At 69.4% G+C, this 18,222-nt stretch carries 12 protein-coding genes and 1 tRNA gene; 10 read left to right on the top strand and 3 right to left on the bottom strand.

Annotated features, from left to right (window positions below):
• Nucleotides 1-15: 15 nt before the first annotated feature.
• Nucleotides 16-1,053 (top strand): alpha/beta hydrolase, encoded by a 1,038-nt coding sequence (locus IFR14_RS17730; RefSeq protein ID WP_191941800.1) that lies wholly within the window; start codon nt 16-18, stop codon nt 1,051-1,053.
• 296 nt (nt 1,054-1,349) lie between these two features.
• Here IFR14_RS17730 and IFR14_RS17725 read toward each other — a convergent pair whose 3' ends face one another.
• Nucleotides 1,350-1,838, bottom strand: coding sequence for a YajQ family cyclic di-GMP-binding protein (locus IFR14_RS17725; protein WP_056014685.1), 489 nt, complete (start codon nt 1,836-1,838; stop codon nt 1,350-1,352).
• Between the two features lie 53 nt (nt 1,839-1,891).
• Between IFR14_RS17725 and IFR14_RS17720 the strand changes: the two genes are divergently transcribed.
• From IFR14_RS17720 to IFR14_RS21495, 5 genes are all read left to right on the top strand, one after another.
• Nucleotides 1,892-2,656: a lytic transglycosylase domain-containing protein gene (locus tag IFR14_RS17720; protein WP_124767385.1), complete on the top strand. Its 765-nt coding sequence runs from the start codon at nt 1,892-1,894 to the stop codon at nt 2,654-2,656.
• Between the two features lie 105 nt (nt 2,657-2,761).
• Nucleotides 2,762-2,843: transfer RNA gene (locus IFR14_RS17715), tRNA-Tyr, on the top strand.
• Nucleotides 2,844-3,229: 386 nt separating this feature from the next.
• Nucleotides 3,230-4,501: an HNH endonuclease signature motif containing protein gene (locus tag IFR14_RS17710; RefSeq protein WP_191941799.1), complete on the top strand. Its 1,272-nt coding sequence runs from the start codon at nt 3,230-3,232 to the stop codon at nt 4,499-4,501.
• 567 nt (nt 4,502-5,068) lie between these two features.
• Complete coding sequence (locus IFR14_RS17705; protein WP_191941798.1) at nt 5,069-5,896, top strand: inositol monophosphatase; 828 nt, start codon at nt 5,069-5,071, stop codon at nt 5,894-5,896.
• 260 nt (nt 5,897-6,156) lie between these two features.
• The gene (locus IFR14_RS21495) at nt 6,157-7,359 is read left to right on the top strand and encodes a peptidoglycan DD-metalloendopeptidase family protein (protein ID WP_191941797.1); all 1,203 of its coding nucleotides are present in this window, start codon (nt 6,157-6,159) and stop codon (nt 7,357-7,359) included.
• Nucleotides 7,360-7,742: 383 nt separating this feature from the next.
• Here the strand turns inward: IFR14_RS21495 and rfbB are convergent, their stop codons facing one another.
• Entirely contained in the window at nt 7,743-8,741 is a 999-nt protein-coding gene (gene rfbB, locus IFR14_RS17695) for a dTDP-glucose 4,6-dehydratase (protein ID WP_071258697.1), read from the bottom strand.
• 73 nt (nt 8,742-8,814) lie between these two features.
• Nucleotides 8,815-10,551 (bottom strand): ubiquinone-dependent pyruvate dehydrogenase, encoded by a 1,737-nt coding sequence (gene poxB, locus IFR14_RS17690; protein ID WP_191941796.1) that lies wholly within the window; start codon nt 10,549-10,551, stop codon nt 8,815-8,817.
• A 244-nt stretch (nt 10,552-10,795) separates the two neighbouring features.
• On the opposite strand from poxB, the gene IFR14_RS17685 reads away from it, so the two are divergent.
• The 4 genes from IFR14_RS17685 to treZ all read left to right on the top strand — a co-directional run bounded on the left by IFR14_RS17685 (nt 10,796) and on the right by treZ (nt 18,132).
• Entirely contained in the window at nt 10,796-11,857 is a 1,062-nt protein-coding gene (locus tag IFR14_RS17685; protein WP_159453425.1) for a serine/threonine-protein kinase, read from the top strand.
• 94 nt (nt 11,858-11,951) lie between these two features.
• Nucleotides 11,952-14,000 (top strand): glycogen debranching protein GlgX, encoded by a 2,049-nt coding sequence (glgX, locus tag IFR14_RS17680; protein WP_191941795.1) that lies wholly within the window; start codon nt 11,952-11,954, stop codon nt 13,998-14,000.
• Nucleotides 13,997-16,351 (top strand): malto-oligosyltrehalose synthase, encoded by a 2,355-nt coding sequence (gene treY, locus IFR14_RS17675; RefSeq protein WP_191941794.1) that lies wholly within the window; start codon nt 13,997-13,999, stop codon nt 16,349-16,351. The genes glgX and treY overlap by 4 nt, the downstream gene beginning before the upstream one ends.
• A 5-nt stretch (nt 16,352-16,356) precedes the next feature.
• Entirely contained in the window at nt 16,357-18,132 is a 1,776-nt protein-coding gene (treZ, locus tag IFR14_RS17670; RefSeq protein ID WP_191941793.1) for a malto-oligosyltrehalose trehalohydrolase, read from the top strand.
• Nucleotides 18,133-18,222: the final 90 nt, after the last annotated feature.

Raw genomic sequence — 18,222 nt, 5'->3', positions numbered from 1 at the left:
CGGTAACGTGGCCGTATGGCCGGATCTCGCGGGTGGACCGCCGACATCCTCGGCGAGGGTTTCCAGCAGCGCACGCTGGCCCTCGAACCGGATGACGAGGGCGACGTCGTCGCGACCCTCGTCCGCTACCGCATACCGCCCCTCGAGCAGCTCGGTGAGTTCCTGCTGCCCGACGTCGCGGACGGCATCGACGTCCTGTACGTCCACGGCTGGTCCGACTACTTCTTCCAACGTCATCTGGCTCGATTCTGGGCCAGGCTCGGCGCGCGGTTCTACGCGCTCGACCTGCGCAAGTACGGCCGGAGCCTCCGCCCGCACCAGACGCCGGGATACGTCGACGACCTCCGCACTTATGACGAGGACATCGAGGCCGCGCTCGCGGTGATGGGGCACGGCCCCGAGGACCACGCTGCCGGGCGTCGGACCCGCCGCCGACTCGTCCTCCTCGGCCACTCGACCGGCGGGCTCACCCTGAGTCTCTGGACGGCCCGGAACCAGGATCGCGTCGCCGGTCTCGTGCTGAACAGTCCATGGCTCGAATTCCAGGCGAGGCAGCTCGGGCGGCTCGCGATCGCCCCGCTCGTCCAAGCCGGATCGCGGATCGACCCACGTGCGCAGCTCCCTGTCGTCGACCTCGGGTTCTACACCCGCTCCGTGTCGAGCACGATGGACGGCGCCTGGGACTACGACTTCGCCTGGCGTCCGCTCCACGGCTTCCCGTTGCATCCGGGATGGTTGAACGCGATCCTGCGAGGGCATCGGCTCGTCGACGCGGGCCTGCAGCTGCGTGTGCCGGCACTCACGCTGCTGTCGGCGCGGAGTGTCCTGCTGCCGCGGTGGAACGACGCGATGATGCGCAGTGACACGGCGCTCGACGTCGACGCGGTCGCGGAACGCGCACTCGATCTCGGCGAGACCGTCACGATCGTGCGCCTCGACGGCGCCCTGCACGACGTCTTCCTGTCCGAGGAGCCCGTCCGACAGCGTGCGTTCGAGCAGATCGTCGCGTGGGGACGTGGCTACCTCACGAAGCCGCCGGCCGTCGACCGCTAGCGTTCAGCGGGCGGGAGGCGCCGTCGCGAGCCCATCGGACGCCGCGGATCCGGTCGGCCGGCGGCGAGCCAGTCGGCGTAGCTGTGATTCGCGCCGATCGCGCACCAACACGGGACACCGACCTCCTGGCCCGCGCGCGAGGTCCGGAAGAGTTCGAGATGCGACCCGTCCGCGGGTCTCTGGTGATCCACTGCTCCACTCCAACCATCGAGCCCGCTCGTGCGGGTGCTCCGGTGAAGAGAGTGGTGCGGGGACCGATCATGACGCGATCGAGGTGATCGACCGCGTCCGGCCCGCTAGCGGTAGTTGACGAACTGGAGGTCGATGTCGAGGTCGGCACCCTTGAGCAGCGCCATGGTGGCCTGGAGATCGTCACGACTCTTCGACGAGACGCGGAGCTCGTCGCCCTGGATCTGCGACTTGACCGACTTCGGGCCCTCGTCGCGGATGAGCTTGTTGGCCTTCTTCGCGATCTCCTGGCTGATGCCCTCCTTGAGGGTCGCCTCGATCCGGTACTCCTTGCCGCTCGCGAACGGGTCGCCGACCTCGAGGCTCTTGAGCGAGATGCCGCGCTTGATGAGCTTGGACTCGAAGACGTCGAGGATCGCCTTCACGCGCTCCTCGGTGTTGGCCTTCATGAGGATCTTCTCGCCGCTCCAGGCGATCGAGGCACCGACGTTCTTGAAGTCGTACCGCTGCTCGACCTCCTTGTGCGCCTGGTTGAGGGCGTTGTCCGCCTCCATCTTGTCGACCTTGCTCACGACGTCAAACGATGAATCTGCCATGTGGACCATGGTAGCGCCGGTGTCGCTCAGGCAGGTGTGGTTGGGTGGGTGCGATGCGCAGCCCGGTGAAGCAGGACCAGCGGACCATCGTCGGACGACGAGGGGCGCTCGCCGGAGCGACCCTGGCGATCGGTGTGCTCGTGTTGAGCGGTTGCGCTCCCGAGCCGGACCCCGTCCCGTATGCGGTCCCCGTCGAGCTCCCGCCGAAGAGCGACGCCCCTGACGGCGGTGTCGCGAACGTCGACCTCGCCGACTCCCAGTGGATCACCGAGGTCGCCGAGGCGAGTGGCATCCCCGAGCGCGCCCTGCGTTCCTATGCCGGTGCCGCCATCCGCAAGGCCGAGCTGACGCCGGAGTGCGGTATCGGCTGGACGACGATCGCGGCCGTCGGGTTCGCCGAGAGCGACCACGGTCGCCACGACGGCTCGAAGCTCGGCGAGGACGGTGTCGTGACGCCGCCGATCTTCGGTGTGCCGCTGAAGGGTGGCGAGACCGAGGAGATCACCGACACCGACCAGGGGGTCATCGACGGCGACCCGGTCCATGACCGTGCCGTCGGGCCGTTCCAGTTCATCCCGCAGTCGTGGGAGAACTGGGGGACCGACGCGAGCGGTGACGGCGTGCTCGACCCGCAGAACCTCGACGACGCGGCGATGGCGGCCGCGAACTACCTCTGCCGGGCGAGCGACTACGACATGCGGACGGAGGACGGCTGGCTGAGCGGGATCCGGGCGTACAACTCGTCACCCGAGTACCTTCGCCGGGTCGCCGCCGCGGCGAACGAGTACGCCGAGGCCGTGCCGTCCGACGAGCGCTGAGCGGCCCGGTGACGGATGCCGATGCTGATTTCGCGTCCGGCGGTCTGACGGCTATATTGGTCAAGCGCTTTCGGTTGGCTGTTCGAAAGTCGGTCGGGCGCGCTTGGCGAGTTACCCTAGCGGCCAAAGGGATCTGACTGTAAATCAGACGGCTCAGCCTTCGGGGGTTCGAATCCCTCACTCGCCACGGACAAATCGCCTCATCCTCGGATGGGGCGATTTTTCGCCGTGCCGGCGAGAGTCGGGCGGGCGTCCCTCCCCGTCTCTGAGCTTGTTGAAGGGCGCGCGGAAGGCCTGGCGGATCCGGCATGCCTTTCCCGGTCCCTGATCAACCTTCTTCGATCCCTGAGCTTGTCGAAGGGTGCACGGAGAACCCCACGGACCCGGGATGCCTCCTCTGGTCCCTGATCAACCCTCTCCGGTCCCTGAGCTTGTCGAAGGGCCCGCGGAGAACCTCACGAATCCGGCTTGCCTTCTTCGGTCCCTGAGCTTGTCGAAGGGCACACGAGGAGACTTCCACAGCCGACACAACTCAGCAGCTGGAATGTCAGTGGTCCATGGTGGACTGGAGTCATGACCGAGGCCACCCTCACCGCGATCCGCGCGAGCGACGAATACGCCGCGCGTCTCGCGGAGTTCTCGGATCACTACGCGGACATCCAGCGGCGTCGCGCCAACCTGGACGCCGAGGAGGCCCGACTCCTTGCTCGATCTGCCGCCTACGCCGACGCGTTCGCCGACGCCACGGTCCCGGCGATCTTCCCGCCCGCTGAGCGGCAGGCGCTCTCCCGCCGCTCCACCTGCGCAGCCCTCGCCATGGCAACCCGCACGCCCGAGCAGACCGTCCAGCGCGCGACGAACGACGCCGAGCGCCTCGTGAATGATGCTCCGGCCGTGCTGGCCTCGCTCGAAGCCGGGCGCATCTCGGCCCGGCACGCGCAGACGATCATCGACCAACTCAGCGACGTGCCGACCGCAGGGCGGTCGGCGTTCCTCGAGGCTGTGCTGCCGGCCGCGGAGCAGCTGACCAACGCAAACCTGCGGAGACGCGCCCGCGTCCTGCGCGAACGGCTCCACCCCGAGTCGATCACCGCCCGAGCGGTCCGCTCCGAAGCCGACCGCCGGGTCGAGTTCGAACCGGCCGCCGACGGCATGGCTTGGGTGCACCTGTTCACCGCCGCGCCGATCGCGCAGGGCATCATCGAGCGCGTCGAAGCGGCTGCGGCCGAGTCGCGCGCCGCTGGCGACGCCCGCACGTGCGCCCAACTGCAGGCCGACGCGCTCGCTGCGGTCGCGCTCACCGGTGTCACGCCCGACGACGTCATGTCGAGCCCGGTGCTCCCGCACCCGATCGAGGTCCAGGAGCACATCAAGCCGACGGTGCAGATCACGGTTCCGGCGCTCAGTATGGCCGGTGTGAGCGATGCCCCGGCGACGCTCGACGGCTACGGCCCGATCGACCCGGAGACTGCGGCCCGCATCGCGGTGAACGCGCCCAGCTTCACCCGGATCCTCGTCCAACCGGAAACCGGCGCGGTCTTGTCGGTCGGGCGCGGCCAGTACCGCGTTCCGGCCGACCTCCAGCGCGCGGTGCGCCTCCGAGACGGCACCTGTCGGGCGCCCGGTTGCGGTCGACGCGCCAGGGCTTGTGACCTCGACCATTCGGTCGCCTGGGAAGACGGCGGCACGACGGATGTCGGCAATCTCGCCTGTCTCTGCCGACATCACCACCGTATGAAACACCTCCCCGGATGGAACCTCGACCACGGCCCAGGCGGGGTCCTCGAGTGGACGACACCCGACGGGAAGCGCCATCGGACGGAATCGGACCCCGCGCCGTTCTGACCTCCGCCGGTCCCAGAGCCTGTCGAAGGGTTTCTCGTGGGCACTTCGACAGGCTCAGTGACCGGGACAGGTGTGCCCGGAACGATGAGGCATCCTCGTGCGCACTTCGACAGGCTCAGTGACCGGAAGAGGTGTGCCCGGAACGATGAGGGTTTTTCGGGGGCACTTCGACAGGCTCAGTGACCGGGGGAGGCGTGCCCGGGAGGCACCGGTCCCTGAGCTTGTCGAAGGGCACTCGGGGTGCGCTGCCTCAGTGACCGGGAGAGGTGTGCCCGGAACGGTGAGGGTTCCTTGTGGGCACTTCGACAGGCTCAGTGACCGGGGGAGGCGTGCCCGGGAGACACCGGTCCCTGAGCTTGTCGAAGGGCACTCGGGTTGCGCTGCCTCGGTGAGCGGGGAGAGGTGTGCCTGGAACGCTTCGGTCCCTGAGCTTGTCGAAGGGTGCTCGGGTCGCGCCGGGTCGGTTTGCGGAGGAGGTGTGCCCGGGTTCGCTTCGGTTCCTGAGCTGCACCGCACTGAGCCCGTCGACATGTCGAAGGGCGGCAGGGGTCGCCATAGGGTGGTGGGGTGACCGGACACGAAGAACTCCTCCAGATCGCCACCGACATCGCCGCTGAGGCCGGCGAGCTGATCCTGCGCCGACGCCGTGAGGGCGTCGAGATCGCCGCGAGCAAGTCGTCGGTCGAGGACGTCGTGACCCGAGCCGACCGCGAGTCCGAGCAGTTCATCCGCGAGCGCCTCCTCGCAGCACGACCAGACGACGGATTCCTCGGCGAGGAGACCGGCGCGGAGGGCGGCGCGACGGGGACCTCCGGCCTGACCTGGGTCGTCGACCCCATCGACGGCACCGTCAACTACCTCTACGACATCCCGGCGTACGCCGTCAGCATCGGCGTCGTCGAAGGCGAACCGGACCCGGCCACCTGGACCGCCCTCGCCGGAGCCGTGGTGAACCCGGTCCTGGGCGAGCACTACACCGCCTCCCGCGGCGGGGGAGCACGACTGAACGGCCGCGCCCTCGAGGTCAACCAAGGCGTGGCCCCGAACGTGGCTCTCCTCGGCACCGGTTTCTCCTACACCGCCTCGCGGCGCATGGAACAGGCTGCCGTGCTCGGCGCCCTCCTCGGGACCTTCCGCGACGTCCGTCGGATCGGCTCCGCTGCACTCGACCTCTGCAGCGTCGCGTCCGGCCGCCTCGACGCCTACTACGAGAGCGGCCTGAAGCCGTGGGACCAGGTCGCGGGCGCGCTCATCGCCGCCGAGGCGGGCGCGACGGTCGCCGGCTTCGACGGTGCTCCGGCCACCACACAGCTCATCATGGCCGCCGATGCGCCGCTGCTCGCGGTCCTCGAACGGCTCCTTGTCGAGCAGGGCTTCGCGACGCCGATCGGCTGAAACTCCATGCGCGCCGCCGCCGCTCGCGGTAACGCTCCGGTGACGACTCGTTCATAAGAGAACTCTCATATGGCCTCTGACCAGGACTTTCTCGGATAAAACCGAGCACTGCCATGGCTTTTTCAGCCTCCCGTTGCTAGCATTTATGCATTCGTTACCTTCGCGTTCCCCCGCGCGGATGGACGTCGAGACCTTCCTGCCAGCCCCATTGAAAGGCCCCCGCCCCCTTGTCACGCCATGCCAGCCCTGAGGACACCCCTGTGCTTCCCGACCCTCAGGACCCGCAGAACACGTCTGTCGAGCACGACGCTGCATCCCCGCAGACGCCGCCGCTCAGCCGCCGTGAACTCCGCGAACGTGAGCGTCAGGCGGCGGCCGCACTGGAGCACCAGGAGTCCGTGCTGCAGGACCCGACGCACGAGGCCAGCACCGACCAGGAGGAGACGGCCGCGGCCATCGATCCGGTCGACCAGATGATCGCGGAGGCGATCGACGCCGTGCACACCACCGACGTCGCCGACATCGCGCCGGTCGAGGCAGAGCCGCTCATCACCGAACCGGCCGTGGCTTCCGACTCCGCTCCGGCCACCGAGTCCATCACCGTGGCGGTCGACGCGTCCACGGTCGACGCCCCCCGTGCGCGCCGAGCCGCTGCACCGAAGCCGGTCTCGAAGCCCCGCGCATCGTCCCGCCCGGCTGCCGCACCGGCGTCGCCCCGCCCGACGACGATCGCGCGCAAGCGTCGCATCACCACCAAGATCTTCGCGGGTGCCGCGATGGGCTTCGTCGCCCTCATGGCCGTGGCCACCTCGGTGCCCGCCAACGCGCTGCTCACCGCTGAAGACGTCGCGACCTCGGTGGCCGAGGCCTCGCAGGCCGAGCTCGGCGACGGCAACGGGCTGAGCAACCAGGCCTCGCAGTCGCTCGACAGCGAGGGTTCGGCAGAGCTGACCTTCACCCGCGACGACTACACGACGAGCACCGTCGAGGAAGCCGCCGCCGCGATGGGTATCCGCCCGGCGAACACCTTCACCAACAACCCGAACGGGACCATCCAGTGGCCGTTCGCGGTCGGGGTCACCATCGGCGACCGCTTCGGTGCCCGCGACTGCGCCGGGTGCTCCAGCGACCACCACGGCCAGGACTTCAACCCCGGCAACGGCGCGCCCATCCAGGTCATCGCCGACGGCGTCGTCCGCCACGTCGAAGACGGTGAAGGCTCGCTCGGCGTCAACGTCATCGTCGACCACACCATCAACGGCCGCCTCGTCTCGAGCGTCTACGCGCACATGCAGCACGGCTCGGTCCGCGTCGTCGAGGGGCAGGCGATCAAGGTCGGCACCATCCTCGGCCTCACCGGCAGCACGGGCATGTCCACGGGCCCGCACCTCCACTTCGAGATCCGACTCGACGGCGTCACCTGGGTCGACCCGCTCGAATGGCTCTACGCGAACGTCGACTGACGCCGCGCAACCCGAACGCTTCGACTGCCTCGCCCGACTCCGGGCGGGGCAGTCTTGTGTCACCCCGAGGGCGGGTGCCCTTCGACAGGCTCAGGGACCGGTGTTGGGGCTTCAGGGACCGTGAGGGTTCTCCGGGGCGGGGATGGGGCCCTCGTGGTACGGGGTACTTCCGTCGGTCACTGAGCTTGTCGAAGTACCCACGGGGTGCGCCGCCCTTCGACAGGCTCAGGGACTGGGGCGGGGGCTCGGGGCCGGTGATGGGGCTGAGAGGGGCGGGTGGTGGGAGCTCAGGGGCCGGGTCTTGAGGCTCAAGGCGCCGGGCACGGAACGACGAAGGCCCGCCCGGCTGCTGCCGGACGGGCCTTCGTGACGGTGTCGGAGGGTTACTGACCCTGCTCCTGGTACTTCGCCTCGGTGGCGGCCTTCTGCGGCTTCCACCACGACTCGTTGTCGCGGTACCAGGCGATCGTGTCGGCGAGGCCGGCCTCGAAGTCGCTGAACGCCGGGGTCCAGCCGAGCTCCGTGCGCAGCTTCGACGAGTCGATCGCGTAGCGGAGGTCGTGGCCGGGACGGTCGTTCACGTGGTCGTAGGCGTCCGCCGGCTGACCGAGCTGGGTGAGGATGAGCTCGACGACGTCCTTGTTGTTCTTCTCGCCGTCGGCACCGATGAGGTACGTCTCGCCGATGACCCCCTTGTCGAGGATCGTGAGGACGGCGGACGAGTGGTCGTTCGCGTGGATCCAGTCGCGCACGTTCTCGCCCGTGCCGTACAGCTTCGGGCGCTCACCGCCGAGCACGTTCGTGATCTGGCGCGGGATGAACTTCTCCACGTGCTGGTACGGACCGTAGTTGTTCGAGCAGTTCGAGATCGTTGCCTTGACGCCGAAGGAACGCACCCACGCGCGGACGAGGAGGTCGCTGCCGGCCTTCGTCGAGGAGTACGGGCTCGACGGGTTGTACGGCGTCTGCTCGGTGAAGCGCTCCGGGTCGTCGAGTTCGAGGTCGCCGTAGACCTCGTCGGTCGAGATGTGGTGGAACCGCGTCCCGTGCTTGCGAGCCGCCTCGAGCAGCGTGTACGTGCCGATGATGTTCGTGTCGAGGAACGGGCGCGGGTCGTGGAGGGAGTTGTCGTTGTGCGACTCCGCCGCGTAGTGCACGACGGCGTCGTGACGTGCGAAGAGCTCGTCGACGAGCGTCGCGTCCTGGATGTCGCCGACGACGAGCTCGAAACGATCGGCCGGGAGGCCGTCGAGTGAGGCGCGGTTGCCCGCATAGGTCATCTTGTCGAGGACGGTCACCGAGTGATCGGTGTTGTTCAGGACGTAGTGGACGAAGTTCGAGCCGATGAATCCGGCGCCGCCGGTAACGAGAAGTCTGGACACGGTAGACGAGTCTACCCGGCGGTCTCTGGATACCGCGGGGGAATCCGGGGGCCGCGGGGAATCCGGCTGTCGCTCAGTGACCGGGCAGGATGCGGCGCAGCAGGTTCGTGTTCGCGAGGTCGAGCAGTTCATCGCCGCGGCCCGACATGACGGTGCGCAACGCGTACAGGGTGAACCCCTTCATCTGCTCGGCCGTGATCGTCGGCGGGATCGACAGCTCCTGCCTGGCGGTCACGACGTCGACGAGCGCCGGACCGTCGTGTTCGAAGGCCCGACGGATGGCAGCCTCCAACTCGCTGGCCCGCTCGACGCGTTCGCCGTGGATGCCCATGCCCTCAGCCACCCGCGCGAAGTCGGGGTTCTCGAGGTCGGTACCGTAGTTGACGAACCCGGCCGCCTTCATCTCGAGCTCCACGAAGTTGAGCGAGGAGTTGTTGATCACGATGATCTTCACGGGCAGCTTGTTCTGCGTGAGTGAGATGAGCTCGCCGAGCAGCATGGTGAGTCCACCGTCGCCCGCGAGCGCGACGACCTGACGACCCGGGTGCGAGGCTTGCGCGCCGAGCCCGTGGGAGACGGCGTTCGCCATGCTGCCGTGGCTGAACGATCCGATGAGTCGACGCCGTCCGTTCATGGTGAGGTAGCGCGAGGCCCAGACGACGGGGGAGCCGACGTCGGGGATGAACACGGCGTCGTCCGTCGCCAGTTCGTCGACGACCTTGGCGAGGTACTGCGGGTGGATCGCCTGGCCGTCGTGGTCGGCCGTCGCCAGATCGTCGAGCCCCTTCCGCGAGCTGCGGTAGTGCTTGAGGGACTCCTCGAGGTGCTTGCGGTGGGTCTTGCGCTCGAGCTTCGGCAGCAGCGCGTCGAGGGTGTCGCGGACGGTGCCGACGAGTGGGAGGTCCACCGGGTGTCGGCGCCCGATCTGCTCACCACGGATGTCGACCTGGATGACGGTCGCATCCTCGGGGAAGAACTGCGGGTAGGGGAAGTCGGTGCCGAGCATGAGGAGGACGTCGCACGACAGCATCGCGTGGTAGCCGCTGGCGAATCCGAGGAGGCCGGTCATGCCGACGTCGAACGGGTTGTCGTACTCGACGTGCTCCTTGCCCCGGAGGGCGTGCACGATCGGCGCTGCGAGGGCGTCGGCCGTGTCGATGAGCTGCGCGTGGGCGCCCGCGACGCCCGCACCCGCCAGGATCGTCACGCGCTTGCCGGCGTTGAGGATGCGTGCGGCCTCGTCGAGCTCGTGCTCCGACGGCAGGATCCGAGGCTGCGTGGCACGGATGGCGGAGACGTGCTCGCTCACGGCCCGCTGCAGCATGACGTCGCCCGGCACGACGACGACGGCGACGCCGCGGCGCTCGACGGCGGTGCGCATCGCGATCTCGAGCACCCGCGGCAGCTGCTCCGGGACGGACACGAGCTCGACGTAGACGCTGCACTCCCGGAACAGTTCCTGGGGGTGGGTCTCCTGGAAGTAGGTGCTGCCGATCTCCGAACTCGGGATGTGCGCGGCGATCGCGAGCACCGGTACCCGCGAACGGTTCGCGTCGAAGAGACCGTTGATGAGATGGAGGTTGCCGGGGCCGCAGCTCGCCGCGACGACCGCCAGCTCGCCGGTCAGCTCCGCTTCCGCCGCCGCGGCGAAGGCGGCCGCCTCCTCGTGGCGCACGTGCACCCAGTCGATGCCGCCGGAGGAGCGGAGAGCATCGGTGAAGCCGTTCAGGGAGTCGCCGGGGAGGCCGTAGACGCGTTGTACACCGCTGGCCTGGAGGGTGGCGACGACGGTTTCAGCGACAGTGGACATGGGTGCTCCTCGCAGCAGACGACTCGGCCCGGGTTCCCCGGCCCTCTCCATGGTCCTCGTCGCGGTTCGGGGCCCGCAAGGGAGCATCGGGGTCTTGCAGACGCCTACCAGGTGCGCTAGCCGTTCTCAACACTCCGACACGAATCCGCCTGAACGACGAACGCCTTGTAACGTGGTTGCTGGAACAGCCTGCCGAGAACACGGTGGCGCGGCCAACATCGACTGCACCGTGAAGGGGGCGGCCGTGAGCGACTCCCTGCACCGACCGCCGGCACACGCCGGATCGATCACCGATCCAGCTGCGATGTTCACCGAGCACACCGAGACGGTCGTCACCGGCGTCAGCCTGTCGAACGGGCGTTACAGCATCGGTGAGCAGCTCGGCTCCGGCGGGTCCGCCAACGTCTACCGCGCACGCGACGAGCTGCTCTCGCGCCCCGTCGCCGTGAAGCTCTTCCGCGACGAGGCCGCGACCGCGAACGACCGGCTGCGTCAGGAGCGGGAGATCCGTCTGCTCGGGGAACTCCGCCACCCGGGCCTCGTCGAGCTCTACGACTCCGGTTCCGTCGTCCACCGCGGCGTCGAGCACCGGTTCCTCGTCATGGAGTACATCCCGGGCGCCACGCTCACCGACAAGCTGCAGGCCGGCCCGATGCTCCCGCGTGACGCAGCCGCCCTCGGTGCGCAGGTCGCCGACGCGCTGTCCTTCATCCACACGCGGTCGATCGTGCACCGCGACATCAAGCCCGACAACATGCTCTTCAGCGACATCGCCGCGTTCGGCCACGCGAACCTCGTGAAGCTGTCCGACTTCGGGATCGCGCACTTCGTGGGCGGGTCGCGCCTCACGAACACCGAGGCCATCTCCGGCACGGCGTCCTACCTCTCGCCCGAGCAGGCGCTCGGCGACACCGTCGGCACCGAGACGGACATCTACTCGCTCGGACTCGTCCTGCTCGAGGCCGTCACCGGGCGCCGGGAGTTCGACGGCGGTCTCGTCGAGGCCGCCATCGCACGCCTGCACCGTGACCCGGTGATCCCGCCCGAGCTCCCCGCCGCCTGGCACCCGCTGCTGCGGTCGATGACCGCCCGCAAGCCGGAGGACCGACCCGCCGCCCACGAGGTCGCGGCCAGCCTGCGCGAGATCTGGTCGGAGTCCCGCGTCCGCCGGGTCCGTCGGGTGCGTGCGCGCCTCGGCCTCGTCGTCGACCAGGGCGTCGACCCGCGGATCGCCTTGCTCCTCGCCGCCGCGACGGCCGCCGCGGGGCTCGCCATCGGTGTCGCGATCGGCATCTTCGCGTTCTGATCGGCCCATTACCACGTTTCGCCCGGATCCGGGGAAGTCATCCGGCCGGTGTACCGTCTCAACAACGATCGATCCCTTCGAGTGAAAGGGCGCCATGACGCTCTCGACCCCCTATCCGCTCGGCGTCACCCTTCGGGGCGATGGTGCGAACGTCGCCATCTACTCGGAGACCGCCGACGCCGTCACCGTGTGCATCTTCCCCGAGGGCGGCGAGGAGCAGCAGACGCGCCTCGAACAGCGCACCGGACATGTGTTCCACGGGCTGGTGGAGGGCCTCGTCCCCGGGACGCGGTACGGCATCCGCGTTGACGGTCCGTGGGACCCCGCGAACGGTCTCCGCCACAACCCGGCGAAGGTGCTGCTCGACCCGCACGCGACGGCGGTCACGGGGCGTTACGACCTCGGCCAGGCGCAGTTCAGCCACCGGCTGGACGCACCGGAGACGATGGACGACACCGACTCCGCAGGCCACGTCGCGCTCGGCGTGGTCACCGACCCGTCCTCGTTCGACTGGGACGCCGACGGCCAGGACGTCGCTCCGCGCATCCCGCTCGCCGAGACGATCGTGTACGAGGTCCACGTGAAGGGCTTCACCAAGCAGCTCGCCGAGGTGCCCGAGGAGATCCGCGGCACCTACGCCGGCCTCGCCCACCCGGCTGCCATCCGCTACCTCACCGACCTCGGCGTGACCGCGGTCGAACTCCTCCCGGTGCACCAGTTCGTGCAGGACAGCCACCTCGAGGAGAAGGGCTTGCGCAACTACTGGGGCTACAACTCCATCGGCTTCTTCGCCCCGCACGGCGAGTACGCGGCCGCCGGCGACGCCGGTGGGCAGGTCGACGAGTTCAAGGCCATGGTCAAGGCGATGCACGCGGCCGGCCTCGAGGTCATCCTCGACGTCGTCTACAACCACACGGCCGAGGGCAACCACATGGGCCCGACCCTGTCGTTCAAGGGCATCGACAACGCGGCCTACTACCGTCTCGTCGACGAAGACCGTGAGCACTACTTCGACACCACGGGCACGGGCAACAGCGTCAACGTCGGACACCCTGCGGCGCTCGGCCTCATCATGGACTCCCTGCGCTACTGGGTGACCGAGATGCACGTCGACGGCTTCCGCTTCGACCTCGCGACGACGCTCACCCGCCAGGACGGCTCCGCCGAGATCCACAGCGCGTTCCTGTCGCTCATCGAGCAGGACCCGGTCCTCGCCCCGATCAAGATGATCGCGGAGCCATGGGACACCGCGGGCTACCAGGTCGGTGGCTTCCCCGCGAGCTGGTCCGAGTGGAACGGGAAGTTCCGCGACGACGTGCGCGACTTCTGGAACGGCGCCGACAGCGTGCTCGGCACCATGTCGCAGCGCGTCCTCGGCAGCCCCGACGTCTACGAGGCGTCCCGGCGCTCGCCGCTGTCCAGCGTCAACTTCGTCACCGCGCACGACGGCTTCACCCTCGCCGACCTCACGGCGTACTCGATGAAGCACAACGCGGCGAACGGCGAGGACAACAACGACGGTGAGAGTGACAACCGCTCCAGCAACAACGGTGCGGAGGGCCCGACGGACGACCCCGCCGTGAACGCGCGCCGCGATCGCCAGCGTCGCAACTTCCTCGCGACGGTCCTGCTGTCGGCCGGTGTCCCGATGATCCTCGGCGGCGACGAGATCGCCCGCACCCAGGGCGGCAACAACAACGCGTACTGCCAGGACAACGAGGTGTCGTGGTTCGACTGGGAGCACGCCGACCACGACCTGCTCGGCTTCACGAAGCGGCTGATCGCCCTGCGCCTCGCCGAGCCGGCGCTGCGACCCGACTGGTTCCGCCAGGGGCCGGGCTCCAAAGCCGACGACCGGGTCTTCATCACCCGGTCCGACGACGAACCCTTCGCCGACGAGGACTGGGACAACCCCGACGCCCGCTCGATCACCTTCGTGTTCCGTCACGCCGGATCGGCCTCGTTCGCCCTGCTGCTCAACGCGGCCGAGAACGGCGTGGAGTTCAGCCTGCCGAAGGCTCCCGGCCTGCCATGGGCGCTCGTCGAGTCGAGCGACCCGGAACAGATGCTCGCCGAGGGGTCGACGACGGTGATCGTGCAGGGGACCTCCTTCACCCTCCTGCGGTCGGGGGTCGCATCATGACCACCGTGTCCGGCCGGGGGCCACAGCGTTCCGCTGTGCCCGTCTCGACCTACCGCCTCCAACTGACCGCCGACTTCCGGCTGCAGGACGCCGCGGCGCTCGTCGACTACCTCCAGGCCCTCGGCGCCGACTGGGTCTACCTGTCGCCGATCCTCCGCGCGGAACCCGGATCCACCCACGGCTACGACGTCGTCGACCACACCGAGGTCGACCCGGAACGCGGCGGTGCCGACGGGCTCACGGCGCTCGCCGAAGCCGCCCACGCGGCGGGCCTCGGCGTCCTCATCGACACCGTCCCCAACCACATGGGCGTCGCGACACCGGTCGAGAACGCCTGGTGGTGGGACCTGCTCCAGCACGGTCGGGAGGCAGAACACGCGGCCGCGTTCGACGTCGACTGGGAGGCTGGCGACGGTCGGATCCGCGTCCCGATCCTCGGCGACGACGAGGACGGCCGCAGTGCGCTCGACGACCTCAGCACCGAGGACGGCGAACTGCGCTACTTCGACCACCGACTGCCCATCGCTCCCGGGACGGCCGACGACGACGCGAGCCCGCGCGAGGTGCACGACCGGCAGCACTACGAACTCGTCAACTGGCGCCGCGCCGACAGCGAGCTGAACTACCGACGGTTCTTCGCCGTCAACACGCTCGCCGCGATCCGGGTCGAGGACCCGGCGGTCTTCGACGGCTCGCACGTCGAGATCGGTCGCTGGTTCGACGACGGCCTCGCCGACGGGATCCGCGTGGACCACCCGGACGGACTCCTCGACCCCGGTGCCTACCTCGATCGACTGTCCAAACGCATCGGTGGAGCACCCATCTGGGTGGAGAAGATCCTTGAGGGCGAAGAGGACCTGCCGGCCGAGTGGGCCACGCTCGGCACCACCGGCTACGACGCCCTGGGCGACGTCGACCGCGTGCTCGTCGACCCGGACGGCCTGCCCACGCTCGGTCAGCTCGCTGGGGTCGAGCTGACGCGCGACGCCTGGGACGACCTCGTACACACCACGAAACGGGGCATCGCCGACGGGATCCTCGGCTCCGAGGTCCGACGCCTCGCGAGGCTCGTCCCCGAGGTGCCGGACGCCGTCGACGCGCTCGCCGAGATCCTGACCGCGTTCCCCGTCTACCGTTCCTACCTGCCGCTCGGCGACGAGTACCTGGACGCGGCACTCGACGAGGCGGAGACCCGTCGGCCTGAGCTCGCCGACGCCTTCGCCGCGTTGGCTCCCCGCCTGCGCAGCTCGACCGATCCGCTCGCCGCGCGGTTCCAGCAGACCTCGGGCATGGTGATGGCGAAGGGCGTCGAGGACACCGCGTTCTACCGCTACACGGCGCTCACCTCACTGACCGAGGTCGGCGGCGACCCCGCCGAGACCGACATCAGCGTCGCCGAATTCCACCACCGCCAGGCACGGCGGCAGGCGGAATGGCCGTCGTCGATGACGACGCTCAGCACGCATGACACGAAGCGCAGCGAGGACGTCCGTGCCCGCATCGACGCCCTGAGCGAGGTCGCGGACCGGTGGGCTGAGCACGCCGTCGCCCTCCACACCTCGAACGGCTTCCCCGACCGGCAGCTCGAGCAGCTGGTCTGGCAGGCAGCCGTCGGTGCGTGGCCGATCGAGCGCGAACGACTGCACGCCTACGTCGAGAAGGCCGCCCGTGAGGCCGGCGACTCGACCACCTGGACCGCACCGGACGAGACGTTCGAGGCCGCTCTGCATGCGGCAGTCGACGGACTGTACGACAGCCGTCGCGCGAACGCCGCGCTGCTCGACGCCGTCGCGGACGTCGAGGCGGCCGGATGGTCGAACAGCCTGGTCGCCAAGGCGATCCAGCTGACGATGCCGGGCGTGCCGGACGTGTACCAGGGCAGTGAGCTCTGGGACCGATCGCTCGTGGACCCCGACAACCGTCGCCCGGTCGACTACGCCGAGCGTCGCGCGGTGCTCGCCCGTCTCGACGAGGGTTGGCTGCCGCCGGTCGACGCGGACGGAGCGGCGAAGCTCCTCGTGACCAGCCGGCTCCTCCGCCTGCGACGGGAGCACCCGTCGCGCTTCACCGAGTACACGCCCATCGGGGCGGACGGACCGGCCGCCGACCACGTCGTCGCGTTCTCGCGCGGTGGCGTGACCACGGTCGCGACCCGGCTCTCGCTCCGGCTCGCGGAGCACGGTGGCTGGAAGTCGACCACGGTCACCCTGCCGGAAGGCCGGCTCGTCGACGTGCTGACCGGCCGTGAGTTGCAGGGCGGCGAGGTCCGCCTCGCGGCGCTGCTGGAGCAGTATCCCGTCGCCGTCCTCACACGGCCCGACGATGCGGCCGAGGCCGCGAGCGAGGAGTGAGCACGATGACGACCAGCACCACGAGTCCGGCCGACGGGTTCCGCGTCTGGGCACCCGAGGCCCAGCGCGTCGACCTCGTCCTGGGCGGTGAGCAGCACCCGATGGACCGCGACGTCGCCGAGGGGTGGTGGATCGCGCTCGACGGTGCCGAGCCCCGCGCGGCGGTCGTCGACAGCGACTACCGCTACCTCGTCGACGGTGAGGGTCCGTTCGCCGATCCGCGCTCGCGTCGGCAGCCGGAGGGCGTCCACGGCCCGTCCCGCGTCGTCGCATCCGACCCCGTGCCGTGCGACGGGACCGGCTGGCGGGGTCGCTCGCTCATCGGTGCCGTGCTCTACGAACTCCACATCGGCACCTTCACCGAGGCCGCCACCTTCGACGGCGCGATCGAACGGCTCGACGACCTGGTCGAGCTCGGTGTCGACGCCGTCGAGATCCTGCCGGTCAACGCGTTCAACGGTGTCTGGAACTGGGGCTACGACGGCGTCTTCTGGTCGGCGGTCCACGAGGCCTACGGCGGACCGGACGGCTACCGTCGCTTCGTCGCCGCGTGCCATGAGCGCGGGCTCGCCGTCATCCAGGACGTCGTGTACAACCACCTCGGTCCCTCCGGCAACGTCCTGCCCCGCTTCGGCCCCTACCTAGCGGACGGCGCCGGCAACACCTGGGGCGACAGCCTCAACCTCGACGGGCCGGACTCCGACGAGGTGCGTCGGTACATCATCGACAGCGCGCTGCTGTGGTTCGAGGAGTACGGGGTGGACGGCCTGCGCCTCGATGCGGTTCACGCCCTGCACGACACCCGTGCGATCCACCTCCTCGAGGAACTCGACGCCGCGGTCGATGCGCTCAGCGCCGACCTCGACCGGCCGTTCACGCTGATCGCCGAGTCGGATCTGAACGACCCGAAGCTCATCACGCCCCGGGGCCCCGGCGGTGCTGGCGGGTACGGCCTCGACGCGCAGTGGAGCGACGACTTCCACCACGCGCTCCATGTCGCGCTCACCGGCGAGGTGTCCGGCTACTACGCCGACTTCGCGCCGCTCGGTGCACTCGGCAAGGTCATGGAGGAGGGGTTCTTCCACAACGGCACGTGGTCGAGCTTCCGCAAGCGCCACCACGGCCGCCGCATCGACCTCGAACGGACGCCGAGCTGGCGGCTCGTCGTGTCCGACCAGAACCACGACCAGATCGGGAACCGGGCGACAGGCGACCGGCTGGCCGCGACGCTCGACGACGGGCAACTCGCCATCGCCGCCGCCGTCACGCTGCTGGGGCCGTTCACCCCGATGCTGTTCATGGGGGAGGAGTGGGCCGCCTCCACGCCCTGGCAGTTCTTCACCTCGCACCCGGAGCCCGAGCTCGGTGAGGCGACGGCGAAGGGCCGGATCGCCGAGTTCGCCCGGATGGGTTGGAACGAGGCCGACGTGCCGGATCCGCAGGATCCCGAGACCTATCGTCGGTCGGTGCTCGACTGGTCGGAGCGATCCGGTGGACGGCACGCGGCGCTGCTGACCTGGTACCGACGGGTGATCGAGCTGCGACGGACGGTCCCGGCGTTCACCGATCCGGCCTTCGCCGACACGACGGCGATCGTCGACGAGGCGACCGGCTCGTTCGTCCTGCGTCGTGGCTCGGCCACCCTGGCGGTCAACTTCGGGACGGAACCGGTCGAGCTCGCACTGCGGGTCGGCGAACTCCTCGACAGCTTCGGTGAGGTCGTCACGACGGACGGATCACTCCGGCTCGGCGCCCACGCGGTCGCGATCCTCCACCACTGACCTGACGGCCCTCGGGCCAGCGCGGTGCGCTGACCCGAGCGCGGGTCTACGGCGTGAGCGCGCCCCTCCAGAGGGGCGCGCTCACGCGCA

The organism is Plantibacter sp. CFBP 8775, from assembly GCF_014839505.1.
Lineage (GTDB): Bacteria > Actinomycetota > Actinomycetes > Actinomycetales > Microbacteriaceae > Plantibacter > Plantibacter auratus.
Note: the sequence above shows the minus strand (reverse complement) of the source record. Positions and strands in the feature narration are given on the sequence as shown.